Raw genomic sequence first — 12,327 nt, 5'->3', positions numbered from 1 at the left:
GGGGCGCATGACAGCCGCGCGGGCCGGAAAGCTCAGGCTTCGCCCAGCGCCTCGACGAAGCCCTGGGCCAGGCGGGACAAGGGCCGCAGCCGGGGCCGCAGCAGCCGCGCCGTGCTGACGATCGCCGGGCGGAACGGCCGCGCCACCAGGTCGCCGGGATTGGCGCCGCGCAGCCCGAAGCCGCTCAGCAGCCCGATGCCGGCGCCGGCGCGGACCAGGGCGCAGACCGCCTCGGCCTGCGACACCTCGACGGCGATGCGGAACGGAAAATTGGCCTCGGCGAAGGCGCGGGCCAGCTGCTCGCCCAGCACCAGATGACGGCCCGGGCAGAGCAAGGGCTGGCCGGCCAGCTCGGCCGGGCCCAGGCTGGCGCAGCCTGCCAGCGGGTGGCCTGGCGGCAGCAGGCAGGTGAGCTCGCTGGTGCCCAGGTCGTCGACCAGCAGCGCGTCATGGCCGACGGGGCCGATGATGAAGCCCAGCTCGTCCTTCTGCGCCGCGATCCGCTCGATCACCTCATGCGCGCCGAAGCTTTGCAGCGTGACCGAGGCCTCCGGCCGGCGCGCCCGGAACCGCTGGATGGCGGGCGCCAACAGCGAGGCGGCGAGGGCCGGGATGCAGGAGATCGCCAGGATGCCGGCCCGCCCGGCGCGCAGCTCGCCGGCCAGGCGCTGCACCTGCTCCAGCGCCGCGAAGGCCCCCAGCGTCTCCGGGAACATCAGCTGCGCCTCGGGGGTCGGGCGCAGGCGCCGCTTCTCGCGGATGAACAGGGAAAAGCCCAGGCGCTGCTCGGCCTTCTGCAGCATCCGGGTGACCGCCGGCTGCGACACGTTCAGCGCGGCCGCGGCGGCGGTGACGCTGCCCAGCTCCATCACCCGGCGGAACACCGCCATTTCCTTCAGGTCGAAGATCATAACCGGCCGGCATGAACCCTGCGTGAAACGGCATTGGCCCACATCGACCCGGCGGCGCCAAGCTTTTGCCCAGTTCGGCCGAGAAGAGCCGGGCCAGGAAACGTCAGGACAAGCCGCCCGTGCGATTGAAGGAAATCCGCGGCCATCTGCTGGGCTTCGCGCCCAGCCCGGCCATCGGCAACGCGACCCGGATGATCCGCCGCCGCGATTTTCTGCTCGTCGAGCTGATCGCCGACAGCGGCGAGCGGGGCTGGGGCGAGGTCTTTGCGTCGCCGGCCGCCGCCGCCGCGCTGATCCGCACCCGGCTGGCGCCGCTGCTGCTGGGCCAGACGCCACGGCAGCATGGGCGGCTCTACGACGCCATGCTGGGCACGCTGGGCTATGACCGGCGGGGCCCGGGGATGATGGCGATCTCGGCCATCGACATGGCGCTGCATGACCTGGCCGCCCAGGCCCAAGGGCTCAGCGTCGCCGAGATGCTGGGCGGCGCGATCCGCACCCGCCTGCCCGCCTATGCCAGCGCCCCCTTCATCACCGAGGCCGCCGATCCTTACGGCCACTACGCCGCCGAGGTGGACGACATTCTTCGTCGCGGCTTCCGCGCCATCAAGCCGCGGGCCGGCGTCTCGCCGCGGGCGGACGGCGCCATGGCCACGGCGCTGCGCCGGCAGGTCGGGCCCGAGGTCTCGCTGATGGTCGACATCAACCAGGGCTACACGGCCAGCGCCGCCATCGCCTCGGCACAGCGGATGGAAGAGGCGGCGCTGCTCTGGATCGAGGAGCCCGTCCAGCCCGAAGACTTCCTGGGCTATGCCGCCGTGGCGCGGGCCACCGCGACGCCGATCGCAGGCGGCGAGGCGCTGGCCAGCCCCGCCGCCTTCCGCGACTTTCTGTCAGTTGGCGCGCTGGCGGTGCTGCAGCCCGACCTGACCGTCTGCGGCGGCTATACCGGCTTCCAGCGCATCGCGGCGCTGGCCGGGGCCCATGACCTGCCGGTGATGCCGCATGTCTTCGGCACGCCCGTGAACATGCGCGCCGCGCTGCAGGCCGCCGCCATCCTGCCCGTCCGGCGCGGCGGCGGCTTCGCCCCCTATCCCTGGATCGAGATGGACGCCTCGGCCAATCCGCTGCTGGCGCTGGGCGGCGCGATCACCGTCGAGGCCGATGGCTGCATCGCCGTGCCCGACGCCCCCGGCACCGGGCTGGACCTGGACGCCGAGGCGCTGCGCCCCTGGATCACCGACACGTTCCGCTGCGTCGCCTAACGGGAGGAAAACACCAATGACAAAATCAACCCGGCGCGCCCTGCTGGGCGCCCTCGCCGCCACCGCCCTGGCGGCGCCGTCGCGCGCCGCCACCTGGCCGGAGCGGGCGGTCACCGTCATCGTCCCCTTTCCGCCCGGCGGCAGCAACGACGTGGTCGGGCGGCTGGTGGCGCAGGCGCTGGGCCGCAGCCTGGGCCAGCCCTTCGTCATCGAGAACCGCCCCGGCGCCAATGGCAATATCGGCGCGGCCTCGGTCGCCCGGGCGGCGCCGGATGGCTACACGCTGCTGGTCTCCGGCAACGGGCAGAACGCGATGAATCACGGGCTGTACCGCGCGATGCCCTATGATTCCCGCGTTTCTTTCAGCCATGTCGCGCAGCTGGCGTCGGTACCGAACGCGCTGGTGGTCGCGGCCGACTTCCCGGCGAGGACGCTGCCCGACCTGCTGGCCATGGCCCGCGAGAAGCCGGGCGGCATCAGCTTCGCCAGCCCCGGCAGCGGGTCGTCGGGGCACCTGGCCATGGCCATGCTGATGCGGGCGGCGGGGGTGGAGCTGATGCATATCCCCTATCGCGGCGCGGCACCCGCCATCACCGATGTCATCGCCGGCCAGGTGGCGGTGGCCATGCTCAATGTCGATGTCGCTTTGCCGCATGTCCGCGCCGGCAAGCTGCGGGTGCTGGCCACCACCGGGCCGGAAGTTTCTCCGCTCTACCCGGAGGCGCCGACCGTCGCCGCCTCCGGCTTCCCGGGGTTTTCGGCGGAAGGCTGGATGGGGCTGTCGGCGCCGGCCGGCCTGCCCGCCCCGATCGCCGCGCGGCTGGAGGCGGCGGTGGCCGAGGCGCTGCGCGACCCGACGCTCGTCGAGCGTTTCTCCGCCTCAGGCTATGCCCCTGGCCGCCGCGGCGCGGCCGATTACGCCACCTTCGTCGGGTCCGAAATAGAAAAATGGGGCAAGGTGACGAAGGAGCTCGGCATCCTGCTGGAGTGACGGCTCAGCCGGTCCGCATCGCCCGGCGCAGCGGGATCATCGCCAGCAGCGCGATGCCCGCGCCCCCCAGGAAGGTCGCCTGCGGGCCGAAGCCGCTCCACAGCAGCCCGGCCAGCGAGCTCGCCAGCAGCAGCGCGCCGGCCTGGACCAGGTTGAAGGCGCCGAAGGCCACGCCGCGCAGCTCGGCCGGCGCGGCATCGGCGATCAGCGCCGAGAGAAGCCCCTGGGTCATCGCCATGTGCAGGCCCCAGAGCGCGGCGCCGGCCAGCACCACCGGCCAGGAGGGGGCGAAGGCCAGCACCAGGTCGGCCGCCACCAGCAGGGCGACGCCCCAGCCCAGCAGGCGGCGGCGGTCCATCCGGTCGCCCAGCTTGCCCAGCGGATAGGCGGCGACGGCATTGACGAAGGTCAGCGCCACCAGCACCAGCGGCACCCAGGCCGGGGCGAGCCCCGCGCCAGCGGCGCGCAGCAGCAGAAAAGCCTCGCTGAAGCGGGCGAGGCTGAACAGGGCGACGAGCCCCACCACCTGCCAATAGGCCGCCGGCAGCTTTTTCAGCTCGGCTCGGCGCAGCGGGAAGGGGCGGCGCTGCATCGGCCCGGCATCGGCGGGCTCCTTCACCCCGAAGGCGATCAGGGCCACCGCGATGGCCGCCGGGATGACCGCGAACCACAGCACCGCGCGGGAGTCGCCCGCGAAAAGCAGCATCAGCCCGATCGCCGCCAGCGGGCCCAGGAAGGCGCCGGTCATGTCCATCGCCTGGCGCAGCCCATAGGCGGCGCCGCGCTGGGCGGCGGGGGTGACGTCGGCGATCAGCGCGTCGCGGGGCGCGGAGCGGATGCCCTTCCCCACCCGGTCGAGGAAGCGCGCCAGCATCACCGCGCCGATCCCCTGCGCCGTCGGGAACAGCGGCATGGTCGCAGCACTCATCCCGTAGCCCAACAGCACCAGCGGCTTGCGCCGGCCGATCCAGTCGGAGACCACCCCGGCGAAGAGGCGGGCCAGCGCCGCGGTGGCCTGGGCCACGCCCTCGACCAGGCCGACGAGGGCCACCGGCGCGCCCAGCACCACGGTCATGAAGACCGGCATCAGCGCATGGGTCATGCCCGAGGCCACGTCCATGAACAGCGACACCAGGCCGAGCGCCACCACGGTGCGGGGCAGAGGGGCGGCGTTGGTCATGCGAGCGGTCCCTTCGGGGCGGCGAGGCCGCCTCGCTACGGGAAGCCTTGCTGCGGCGCAACCACGCGCGGGCGTGTCCGGCCGGGCCGATTGCCAAGCGGCGGCGCCGATCCCAGTCTTCCAGCACCCCCAGGGAGGACAGGACATGCAGCGCAAGGCGATCTACCCCGATCTGGCGCAGAAGACCGTCTTCATCACCGGCGGCGGCAGCGGCATCGGCGCGGCGCTGACCCGCGCCTTCGCGCATCAGGGCGCCCGCGTCGCCTTCGTCGATATCGCCACCGACGCCAGCCGGGCCCTGGTCGAGGCCATCGCCGCCGAGGATGCGCCGCACACGCCCCTGTTCCTCGAATGCGACATCCGCGATGTCGCGCTGCTGCGCCAGGCGGTGGCGGAGGCGGCGGCCAGCCTCGGCGACATCACCGTGCTGCTGAACAATGCCGCCCATGACGAGCGCCATGCGGTGGAGCGCGTCACCCCGGAATACTGGGACGACCGCATCGCGGTGAACATGCGCCCGGTCTTCTTCGCGGCCCAGGCGGTGATCCCGATGATGCAGCGCGCCGGCGGCGGCTCGATCGTCAATTTCGGCTCGGTTTCCTGGAAGCTGCGCCAGGGCGGGATGCCGGCCTACACCATGGCCAAGGCCTCGATGCAGGGGCTGACCCGCGGCCTGGCGCGCGACTTCGGCAAGCAGAATATCCGGGTCAACACGCTGGTGCCCGGCTGGGTGATGACCGAGCGGCAATTGACGCTCTGGGTCACCCCCGATGCCGAGCGCCGCATCGACGAAGGCCAGGCGCTCGCCGGCAGGGTCTATCCCGAGCATATCGCCGAGATGGCGCTGTTCCTGGCCTCCGACGCCTCGTCGATGTGCTCGGCGCAGGAATTCGTCGTCGATGGTGGCTGGACGTGAATCCGGCGCAACTTCACCGCTTCGTGCACGCAACGAAGCAGAGCCTCTGCTAGCGTTTCACGTCTGGGAAAAGGTCGAGGCCCGATAAAAGCGGCCCGATGGGAGGAACGAGACGTGATGCAACGGCGCACCCTGCTGTCTGCTGCTCCGGCGGCGCTTGCCCTCGGATCCCTGCCGCGCCTGGCCAGGGCGCAGGACAAGAAAAGCCTGGCCTTCATCGTCAACGTGTCCGCCGATTTCTGGACCATCTGCAAGCGCGGCATCGAGAAGGCGAACCGGGAGCATCCCGAATTCGCCATGGAGATGATCGTGCCCGGCCAGGCCAGCGCCGCCGAGCAGCGCCGCATCGTCGACGAGCTGCTGGCCCGCCGCGTCGCCGGCATCGCCATCTCGCCGATCAACCCGGCCAATTCGACCGAGATGCTGAACCGGGTGGCGGCGCAGTCGATCCTGTTCACCAGCGACAGCGACGCGCCCAACAGCAACCGCATGGTCTATATCGGCACCGACAATGTCGCGGCCGGGCGCGAGGCCGGCAAGCAGATGAAGCGCGCGCTGCCCCAGGGCGGCAAGGCCATGCTCTTCGTCGGCACCATGGATGCCGACAATGCCCGCGAGCGCGTCCAGGGCATCCGCGAGGAGCTGCAGGGCAGCGAGATCGGCATCGTCGACATCCGCACCGACGAGAGCGACATCGCCCGCGCCAAGCGCAATGTCGAGGATGTCCTGGCCCGCTATGCCGATATCAACCTGCTGGTCGGGCTCTGGGCCTATAACACGCCGCAGATCTACCAGGCGGTGAAGGGCGCCGGGCGCGAAGGAAAGGTGAAGATCGTCGGCTTCGACGAGGATGGGCTGACCTTGCGCGGCGTCGCCGACGGCACCATCGAGAGCACCGTCGTGCAGCAGCCCTATGAATTCGGCTACCAGAGCATGATCGGCATGGTGAAGGTGCTGAACAACGACCGGTCCTTCATCCCGGCCAGCAAGCAGATCATCATCCCCACCCGCATCATCGACAAATCCAACGTCGCCGACTTCCAGAAGCAGATGCGGGACCTGCTGCGCGGGACCTGATCCATGGCCGCGCTGCTCGAGCTGCAGGCCATCGGGAAAACCTATCCCGGCGTGCGGGCGCTGGATGGCGTCAGCCTGGCGCTCGGCCCCGGCGAGATCCTCGGGCTGATCGGCGAGAACGGCGCCGGCAAATCCACGCTGATGAAGATCCTGGGCGGCGTCGTGCCGCCCAGCGAGGGTGTCTTGCGCATCGACGGCCTGGCCCGCGACCGCTGGGATGTGGCCGAGGCGACGCGGGCCGGCATCGCCTTCGTCCACCAGGAGCTCAATCTCTTCGACAATCTGGACGTCGCCGCCAATGTGCTGTTCGGCCGCGAGCCGCGCCGCTTCGGCTTTCTTTCAGTTGTCGACCGGCGGGCGTCGCATGAGCGGGTGCGGCCGATCCTCGCGCGGCTCGGCGCCGATTTCGCCCCCGGCACGCTCCTGGCGGAACTGTCCATCGCGCAGCGGCAATTGGTGGAAATCGCCCGCGCCCTGGCGGCCGAGGCGCGCATCATCATCCTCGACGAGCCCACCTCGTCGCTGACGCTGTCCGAGACGGCGCGGCTGCTGACCGTGCTGCGCGAGCTCCGCGCCGGTGGCGTCGGGCTGATCTACATCACCCACCGGCTGGGCGAGATTCTCGACGTCGCCGACCGGGTCGTCTGCCTGCGCGACGGGCGCATGGTCGGCGCGCTGGCACGTGAAGAAATCAGCCATGCGGCGATGATCCGACTGATGATCGGCCGCGAGCTGCGCGCCCTCTACACGCCCCCCGCCGGCCCGCCCGGCCCCGGCGGGCTGCAGGTGGAGGGGCTGGTCACCCGCGCCTTTCCCGGCCGCGGCCTGGACTTGACCATCCGCCCCGGCGAGATCCTGGGCCTGGCCGGGCTGGTCGGCGCCGGGCGCACGTCGCTGGCGCGCGCGCTGTTCGGCATCGACCCGGTGCTGGCCGGCGAGGTGCGGCTGGACGGCAAGCGCCTGTCGATCCGCTGGCCCGGCGACGCGGTGGCCGCCGGGATCTACCTGGTGCCGGAGGACCGCAAGAAGGACGGGCTGGTCCTCGACATGCCGATCGCCGAGAACATCACCCTGGCCAGCGCGTCGCACTACGCCCATGCCGGGCTGATCGACCGCGCTGAGGAGAACCGCGCCGCCGAGGCGCAGCGCGCGTCCTTGCGCATCAAGACGCCGGATTGCCAGGTGCAGGCGGGGACGCTGTCGGGCGGCAACCAGCAGAAGGTGGTGCTGGGCAAATGGCTCAGCATGGCGCCGAAGGTGATCCTGTTCGACGAGCCGACCCGCGGCATCGATGTCGGCGCCAAGGGCGAGATCTACGCGCTGATGCGGGCGCTGTCGGATCGCGGCGTCGGCATCCTGATGATCTCCTCCGACATGGAGGAGGTGCTGGGCGTCAGCGACCGCATCCTGGTGATGCATGAAGGCCGCATCAGCGGCGGGCTGGAGCGCGGCGCCTTCAGCGAGCAGGCGGTGCTGCGCCTGGCGATCGGCCATGAGATGGAGCGCGCATGAGCAAGAAGGAACTGGGCCTGGCCGTGCTGCTGGTGGTGATCGGCGGCATCACGGCGGTGCTGAACCCGCTGTTCCTCTCCGGGGTCAACCTGCTGAACATGGCCAATCTGATCGGGCTGTTCGGCATCTTCGCCATCGGCCAGGGGCTGATCATCATCACCGGCGGCATTGATCTTTCGGTGGGCTCGATGTTCGCCTTGCTCGGCGTCGTCCTCGTCGACCTGCTGGTGAACTTCGAGCTGGCCTGGCCGCTGGCGGTGCTGGCGGTGATCGGGCTGGGGCTGCTGCTCGGCCTGCTGCACGGGCTGCTGGTGACGCGGATCCGGCTGCAGCCCTTCGTCGTCACGCTGTGCGGGCTGCTGATCTATCGCGGCATCGCCCGCTACTACACCGAGGATTCGACCAGCGGCTTCGGCTATGCCGGCGATATCGACACCATCTCCTGGCTGGCCTCGGGCCGCAGCTTCGGCATCCCGCACCCCTTCATCATCCTGCTGATCGTGGCCGGCATCATGGCGGTGGTGCTGCACCGCACCGTCTTCGGCCGCTATCTCTACGCCGTCGGCCGCAATGAAGAGGCCGCGCGGCATTCGGGCATCGACACCAACAAGGTGATCACCGGCGCCTACCTCCTGGGCGGCGCGCTGGCCGGGCTGTCGGGGGTGCTGCTGGTCTTCTACACCTCCTCGGTCTCGCCCTCCTCCTTCGGCAATTTCTACGAGCTCTACGCCATCGCCGCCGCGGTGCTGGGCGGCTGCTCGCTGCGCGGCGGCGAGGGCAGCATCCTCGGCATCGTGCTGGGCACCGTGCTGCTGCAGATCCTGCAGAACCTGGTGAATATCCTGGGCATCCCCTCCTCGCTGAACTTCGCGGTGATGGGGGGCGTCATCCTGCTCGGCGTCATCGCCGACCAGCAGCTGGGCCATCGCCGCCAGCGCATCCAGCTCAGCCGGGCGCAGGGGGGGGCGGCGGCACCGGCGGAATAGCGCCGCCTTTCAGAGCAGGCGGCACTCCAGCTTCAGCGCCTGCAGGAACTGCGCGGTGCCGGGCGCGCCGGCACCGGGGCTGGGGATCTGGATGGTCGCCATGATCAGGTCGGCCTGGCTCCCGGCGGTCAGGGTGAAGCCGGCCTGCACCCTGGCGAAGCTGATCTTGCCGATCGGCGTGATGTCCAGCACCCGCACCCCGAGGCGCTGACCGCCGGCATGCCGGTTCTGGAACAGCACGTGGTACTCGACCTGGGCGCCGCCGCGCGCGGTCGGCAGAAGGTTGGTATAGGCGCTGTTGGCCACCAGCTGGCCGCCGCAGAACTGCGCCTGCTGCGCCGCGGCGGGGTTCAGGCCAAGGCCGCCGGCCAGGACGGCGGCAAGACCGGTCAGGGGAAGCAGGCGGGGCATCTTCGGGTGTCTCCGGCGGGTCGATGGCGGCATGGTGCCGCGCGCGCCGCCATCCCGCCATGCCGTGTTTCCTATCGCGCTGATAGCCGGGACGCATCGGCGCGACAGCGCCTATTTCCCCAGATGCCGGTCGAAGAAGGCGGCGATCTCCAGGAAGGCTTCCTGCACCTCGGGGATGCGGTCGTCGCGGTAGAATTGCGCATGCGACTGCGCCTCGTAGACCTGCAGCGAGGCCTCGACCCCGGCCTGGCGCAGGGCGCGATGCATGCGCACGGTGTTGCTCAGCAGCAGGTCGCGGGTGCCGGTGGTCAGGATGGTCGGCGGGAAGCCGCGCACATCGCCACGCACCGGCGACAGCAGCGGGTCGGCCAGATCATGGCCCTGGGCATAGAAGCGGGTGGCGGCGTCGCAGAAGCCGTCCGGCGAGACCAGGACATTGTCCACCATGGCATTGGCCTGGAAGCTGTCGCCCTGCTTGGTGACATCGGCCATCGGCGTGCCGGGGGCGATGGCGCCGGGCATCGGCAGGCCCTCGGCCTTGGCGCGCAGCATCATCGACAGGGTCAGCGCGCCGCCGGCCGAGCTGCCGAAGACCGCGAGGTTCCCTGGCGGCACCATCCGGGTGGCGGCCTTGTAGACGGTGACCGCATCGTCGAGGGCCGCCGGGAAATAGGCCTCGGGCGGCATGCGGTAATCGACGGCGATGACCTTCATCCGGGCGAAGCCGGCCAGGAACAGCGCCTCCGGCAGCGCCGCCTCGCGCGGGTTCAGCACGTAGCAGCCGCCATGCACATGCACCGCCAGCCTGTTGCGGTTGGCCTCCGGCATTTCCGTGGGGGTGATGATGTAGGCGCGGACGCCGTCGATGGTGGTGGGCTCGATGGCCAGCTTCAGCCGCGCGGCGATGGCGGGGACCAGCGGCGCCGCGGTGGTGGCGGTGCCGTCGGATAGCTGGCGCCAGCCCTCGGGCGTGGTCGGCGGCTTGTCCCAGTTGGTGCGCAGCGGCTGGGCGATGATCGCCTGCATGGCCGGGCTGACCGTGCCGGGCACCGGCAGGCTTTTCGCCGGCGCCTCGCGCGGGGCGAGCGGGGTTTGTGCCTGAACAGGGGTGGCAGCGATCAGCCAGGCCGCGGCGACCGGCAGAGCCAGGCGGAGCAGATGCGGTGTCATGGACGGATTCTCCCGCGGGCCTGTGGCCGGCCCTGCGCTGGCAGAATCGATCTTTTCCGCGGCGGTTCGCCAGAAAAAAAGGGCGGGCCGGATCGGACCCGCCAGCAGAAGGCGCCTCGGCGACGTCGCCGCGTTCCTGCGTGCCGCGATCTGGCGGCGTGCCGATCCGGCCCCTGCCGTCGAGGCCTTGCTCGCAGCCGGAGGGATGGCAGCGCCGCGAGGCCGCCCGGCAGTCCAGCGAGGTCGTGGTGGCCGGGCGAAGGGAAGCCAGGCGATGGTCTGCGGGGAGCCGGGACGATCCCCGCAGGCAACCCGCACGGTCTGCACCACCCGATGCGCGATTGCCGCCACCATCCGCCATCGGCCATCTGCCCCGCTGCGGCCTTCCTCCTCTGGATCAATCTGTCCTGACCCTGGTGCCAGGCGATGCGGCGCTTGCTAGGCTGGGACCTTGTCCAGGTCCCAGCCAACGCCGCCCATGTCCGAGATCCTCTGGAGCAGCTACGCCGATTTCTACCGGCGCTCCCCCTATGGCGCCTTCCCGCAGGAGCATCGCCGCTCGCCGGGGCAATTGCCCTGCCAGATGATCCTGGTGGAGCAGGGGCCGCATGCCTTCTCCGACCCGGAGCTGTCCGAGACCGTGCTGGCCTTGCCGCTGGCAGTGCCCGGCCGCTGCCGCTGGGGCTGGCGGATCGGCGCGCATCGCCAGGTGCAGCAGGCCGAGCCCGGCCGCATGCTGGTGGTCCCCGCCGATGTGGAAAGCCATTGGGAGGTCGATGGCAGCCGCCGCATCCTGATCCTCTCGGTGCCCAACGCCACGCTGCGCCGGCTGTTCGGCAGCCATTGCCCGGCCGATATCGGCCAGGCCTTCCGCAGCCTGTCGGAGGCCACCTGGGCCGACCCGCTGGTCGAGGCGCTGATGCGCCAGCTGTGGCAGGGCCTGGAGGACGAGGCCCCCGGCCAGACCCGCGCCTTCCTCGCCGACGGGCTGCTGACCGCGCTGCTGTCCCAGCTGCTGATCCGCGCGGGAACGCGGCTGGAAGAACAGAAAGACATCGCCCTGCCGCCCTGGCGCCTGCGCCGGGTGCGGCATTTCGTCGAGGCCCGGCTGGGCGAGAGCATCACCCTCGACGACCTGGCCGAGGCCGCCGGCCTCAGCCGCCGCCATTTCGCCCGCAGCTTCCACCAGGAGACCGGCCAGACGCCGCATCGCTGGCTGATGCAGCGGCGGCTGGAGGCGGCGCAATCCCTGCTGCGCGACACCGCCGAGCCGATCAGCGCCATCGCCGAGCGCTGCGGCTTCTCGAGCCAAAGCCACCTGACGGCCACCATGAAGGCCGCCACCGGCCTCACCCCCCACCGCCTCCGTTTTTTTTCCTGACCAGGCGCGGGCGGTGGTCTGGGCCTGTGGCCGCGCAGGCTGCGCTGTGCCTGGGGCTATGAGAGGGCGCGCCGCGCGCCGTGGCACCAAGCTGCCGTTCCTGGCCCATCCCTGACAGTTTTTGCTGCACTGCAGCGTTACACCGGGCAGTCTTCTTCCGCCGCCGCGCCCGAGGTCCTGCCTTGCCCGAAGCCCGCCGTCTCCGCCTGCCCGCCGCCCTCCTGCCGAGGCCCTCGGCCCGGGCGCTGGTCTGGCTGCAGGGCGGTCTGGCGGCGGCGGGGTTCAGCCTGCTGCTGGCCGGCACCAACGCCACCACGCCGCTGCTGCCGCTGTATCGCCAGCTGCTCGGCTACACCCCGGCGCAGCTTTCCCTGACCTTCACCGCCTATGTCGGCGCGCTGATCCTGGTGCTGCTGGCGCTGTCCAAGGTGCGGCTGGGGCGGCTGATCCCGCTGCTGCTGCCGACGGCGCTGCTGTGCGCCATCCTCTCCGACCTGCTGCTGGCCGGCGCCGAATGGCAAGGCATC

At 71.0% G+C, this 12,327-nt stretch carries 11 protein-coding genes and 1 pseudogene; 8 read left to right on the top strand and 4 right to left on the bottom strand.

Translation table 11 applies throughout. The annotated features are described in order from the left end of the window. Positions 1–32: 32 nt before the first annotated feature. Positions 33–911 (bottom strand): LysR family transcriptional regulator, encoded by an 879-nt coding sequence (locus tag GVN67_RS16735; protein ID WP_159997994.1) that lies wholly within the window; start codon positions 909–911, stop codon positions 33–35. A gap of 119 nt (positions 912–1,030) precedes the next feature. Between GVN67_RS16735 and GVN67_RS16730 the strand changes: the two genes are divergently transcribed. After that, the gene (locus GVN67_RS16730; protein ID WP_159997992.1) at positions 1,031–2,176 is read left to right on the top strand and encodes a mandelate racemase/muconate lactonizing enzyme family protein; all 1,146 of its coding nucleotides are present in this window, start codon (positions 1,031–1,033) and stop codon (positions 2,174–2,176) included. Between the two features lie 16 nt (positions 2,177–2,192). Continuing rightward, the gene (locus tag GVN67_RS16725; RefSeq protein ID WP_159997990.1) at positions 2,193–3,167 is read left to right on the top strand and encodes a tripartite tricarboxylate transporter substrate binding protein; all 975 of its coding nucleotides are present in this window, start codon (positions 2,193–2,195) and stop codon (positions 3,165–3,167) included. Positions 3,168–3,171: 4 nt separating this feature from the next. Here GVN67_RS16725 and GVN67_RS16720 read toward each other — a convergent pair whose 3' ends face one another. Next, entirely contained in the window at positions 3,172–4,347 is a 1,176-nt protein-coding gene (locus tag GVN67_RS16720) for an MFS transporter (RefSeq protein WP_159997988.1), read from the bottom strand. A gap of 145 nt (positions 4,348–4,492) precedes the next feature. Here GVN67_RS16720 and GVN67_RS16715 point away from each other — a divergent pair, with 145 nt between their 5' ends. The 4 genes from GVN67_RS16715 (at position 4,493) to GVN67_RS16700 (ending at position 8,838) form a co-directional block, all read left to right on the top strand. Continuing rightward, positions 4,493–5,263: an SDR family NAD(P)-dependent oxidoreductase gene (locus tag GVN67_RS16715; protein ID WP_159997986.1), complete on the top strand. Its 771-nt coding sequence runs from the start codon at positions 4,493–4,495 to the stop codon at positions 5,261–5,263. Positions 5,264–5,380: 117 nt separating this feature from the next. Next, positions 5,381–6,340: a sugar-binding protein gene (locus GVN67_RS16710; RefSeq protein WP_159997984.1), complete on the top strand. Its 960-nt coding sequence runs from the start codon at positions 5,381–5,383 to the stop codon at positions 6,338–6,340. A 3-nt stretch (positions 6,341–6,343) separates the two neighbouring features. Continuing rightward, entirely contained in the window at positions 6,344–7,852 is a 1,509-nt protein-coding gene (locus GVN67_RS16705; protein ID WP_159997982.1) for a sugar ABC transporter ATP-binding protein, read from the top strand. Then, a complete protein-coding gene (locus tag GVN67_RS16700; RefSeq protein WP_159997980.1) occupies positions 7,849–8,838 on the top strand; it encodes an ABC transporter permease in 990 nt (329 codons plus the stop codon). The genes GVN67_RS16705 and GVN67_RS16700 overlap by 4 nt, the downstream gene beginning before the upstream one ends. 9 nt (positions 8,839–8,847) lie before the next feature. Here GVN67_RS16700 and GVN67_RS16695 read toward each other — a convergent pair whose 3' ends face one another. Both GVN67_RS16695 and GVN67_RS16690 read right to left on the bottom strand, forming a co-directional pair. Further along, a complete protein-coding gene (locus GVN67_RS16695; RefSeq protein WP_159997978.1) occupies positions 8,848–9,249 on the bottom strand; it encodes a hypothetical protein in 402 nt (133 codons plus the stop codon). A 111-nt stretch (positions 9,250–9,360) separates the two neighbouring features. Next, on the bottom strand, positions 9,361–10,419 hold the full coding sequence (locus tag GVN67_RS16690) for an alpha/beta hydrolase (RefSeq protein WP_159997976.1): 1,059 nt from the start codon (positions 10,417–10,419) through the stop codon (positions 9,361–9,363). 478 nt (positions 10,420–10,897) lie between these two features. On the opposite strand from GVN67_RS16690, the gene GVN67_RS16685 reads away from it, so the two are divergent. Further along, positions 10,898–11,800: an AraC family transcriptional regulator gene (locus tag GVN67_RS16685; RefSeq protein ID WP_159997974.1), complete on the top strand. Its 903-nt coding sequence runs from the start codon at positions 10,898–10,900 to the stop codon at positions 11,798–11,800. Between the two features lie 182 nt (positions 11,801–11,982). Continuing rightward, a pseudogene (locus GVN67_RS16680) lies at positions 11,983–12,327 on the top strand (hypothetical protein); the annotation flags it as partial.

The organism is Roseomonas sp. 18066 (assembly GCF_902706185.1).
Taxonomy (GTDB): Bacteria; Pseudomonadota; Alphaproteobacteria; order Acetobacterales; family Acetobacteraceae; genus Pseudoroseomonas.
Note: the sequence above shows the minus strand (reverse complement) of the source record. Positions and strands in the feature narration are given on the sequence as shown.

Excerpts from the sequence above, each read along its gene's own strand:
- GVN67_RS16735 (WP_159997994.1), bottom strand. The coding sequence starts at position 911 with ATGATCTTCGACCTGAAGGAAATGGCGGTGTTCCGCCGGGTGATGGAG.
- GVN67_RS16725 (WP_159997990.1), top strand. The coding sequence starts at position 2,193 with ATGACAAAATCAACCCGGCGCGCCCTGCTGGGCGCCCTCGCCGCCACC.
- GVN67_RS16720 (WP_159997988.1), bottom strand. The coding sequence starts at position 4,347 with ATGACCAACGCCGCCCCTCTGCCCCGCACCGTGGTGGCGCTCGGCCTG.
- GVN67_RS16715 (WP_159997986.1), top strand. The coding sequence starts at position 4,493 with ATGCAGCGCAAGGCGATCTACCCCGATCTGGCGCAGAAGACCGTCTTC.
- GVN67_RS16710 (WP_159997984.1), top strand. The coding sequence starts at position 5,381 with ATGCAACGGCGCACCCTGCTGTCTGCTGCTCCGGCGGCGCTTGCCCTC.
- GVN67_RS16705 (WP_159997982.1), top strand. The coding sequence starts at position 6,344 with ATGGCCGCGCTGCTCGAGCTGCAGGCCATCGGGAAAACCTATCCCGGC.
- GVN67_RS16700 (WP_159997980.1), top strand. The coding sequence starts at position 7,849 with ATGAGCAAGAAGGAACTGGGCCTGGCCGTGCTGCTGGTGGTGATCGGC.
- GVN67_RS16695 (WP_159997978.1), bottom strand. The coding sequence starts at position 9,249 with ATGCCCCGCCTGCTTCCCCTGACCGGTCTTGCCGCCGTCCTGGCCGGC.
- GVN67_RS16690 (WP_159997976.1), bottom strand. The coding sequence starts at position 10,419 with ATGACACCGCATCTGCTCCGCCTGGCTCTGCCGGTCGCCGCGGCCTGG.
- GVN67_RS16685 (WP_159997974.1), top strand. The coding sequence starts at position 10,898 with ATGTCCGAGATCCTCTGGAGCAGCTACGCCGATTTCTACCGGCGCTCC.